A 1,461-nucleotide genomic window follows, 5' to 3' on the forward strand; every position below is an offset into this window, starting at 1 on the left:
CTGCTGGACAGCCCCGGCCTTGGTCGAGTAGTCGGTGACGAACATCTGCAGCTTCGTCTGCGAGTCGGCCAGCGCCTGCTGGTACTTCTGGGTCTCCTCCTGGATGTTGTCCTCGGTGATCTTGTCGGCGACGCTGATCCCGAGCACCCCGATGAGCAAACCGGTGAGGCCGCCGAAGGCGAAACCGATCACCGCACCCGCGACCTTGTCGAAGGTGCTGCGGTTGTTCAGTTCCTGGATCTTCTGTTGCAGCTGGGAGATGACCCCGGGCAGTTCATCCTTGGCCTTCAACAGTTCGTCGACCTGCTGCGGCGAAAGGTGCGCCATCAGGCCGTCGCCGTAGATGTTGTGCACCTGCTTGGCGAAGTCGACGACCTGCTTTTCGACGGTGTCGATGCCCTGGGTGATCGTGGCGGGCGCGTTGCCCAGCGCCTGGGAAAAGCGGCCCGCCGCACCGTCTAGCTTGGACTTGAACCTGCCCGCCGCGGTGGCCGCGGAACCCTGCCAGTCCGCCATGTTCGTGCCCCACGCCGAGGCCAGTTGCTGGCCGGCGTCCGTGACCGCCTTGCCCGCCTGGGTCAGCGCGTCCGCGTCGGTCTTGAAGGCGGTGAAGTCGATACCGCGGAACTGCTTGGTGGCCTCGCGAAGGCTCTGCGGGTCCAGACCTCCGCCCGGGGCAGCCGCACCGCCCTGTGGCGCCTGCCCTCCGGCCTTGGCGAACCGGGGGTAGAAGTCGTCGAAGATCCTCAGCGCCACATCGGCCTGGTCGATGATCTCGTCGGAGTTGTTGAACTTCCCCTCGTCGAGCCGCTTCTGACTGTCATCGAGGGCCTTCTTCGCCGCCCCCGTACGGGACTGCTCGCGCGCGACCTTCAAGGCCATCTGGCCGTTTTTCAGGTTCTGCATCGGCGCGCGCCCGCCGAAGAGGATGTCGTTCGTGTCCAGGCCGTTCAGCCCGGAGTATTTGCCGATCTCCTCGGGGGTGATCGCGTTCATGTCCGACAGGGCGTACAGCATGTCCTGCTTGGCCTCGCGGGAGACATACGGGTCGTCCAGCTTGGCGCGCATTTCCTTGATGTCGTCCGGCGTGAACATCTTCGGGGCGGCATCTTTGGCCAGCATCGCCTCGAAGCCGTTCTGCGCGTACAGCGGGTTGTCGACAGCCATGGTCAGTCCTGCCCGGGAATCGCGTGCCGCTGGGCCTGCTCGTTGTCGGAGTACTTCTGCGCGGCCGAGCTCAGCGTCCCACCGAACTGGGTGACCTCGGTGCCGTACTTCGCCACGCCATCCTTGAACTTGCCGAACGCCTCGGCGTACTTGCCCGCCACGTCCTGGAAGCCCTGCCCGACCTGGCCCGCGGCGACCGTGGGCGTCAGCTTCCCCGCCGCCTGGCTGATCGCGCTGCCTTCCTGCGTGTAAGCGTTCGCTCCCGCGCTCAGCTGCCCGGTATCGGCCTGATAG

General features: G+C 65.8%; 2 protein-coding genes. Both read right to left on the bottom strand.

The genetic code is table 11. From position 1 onward, the window contains the following. On the bottom strand, nt 1–1,167 hold a 1,167-nt coding region (locus FNH05_RS37300), incomplete at its 3' end, for a WXG100 family type VII secretion target (protein WP_425458536.1). Between the two features lie 2 nt (nt 1,168–1,169). Continuing rightward, nucleotides 1,170–1,461 (bottom strand): hypothetical protein (locus FNH05_RS38705; RefSeq protein WP_186382948.1); only part of this gene is annotated, 292 nt, incomplete at its 5' end.

The sequence above is a fragment of the Amycolatopsis rhizosphaerae genome, assembly GCF_007713715.1.
GTDB classification, from domain to species: Bacteria; Actinomycetota; Actinomycetes; order Mycobacteriales; family Pseudonocardiaceae; genus Amycolatopsis_E; species Amycolatopsis_E rhizosphaerae.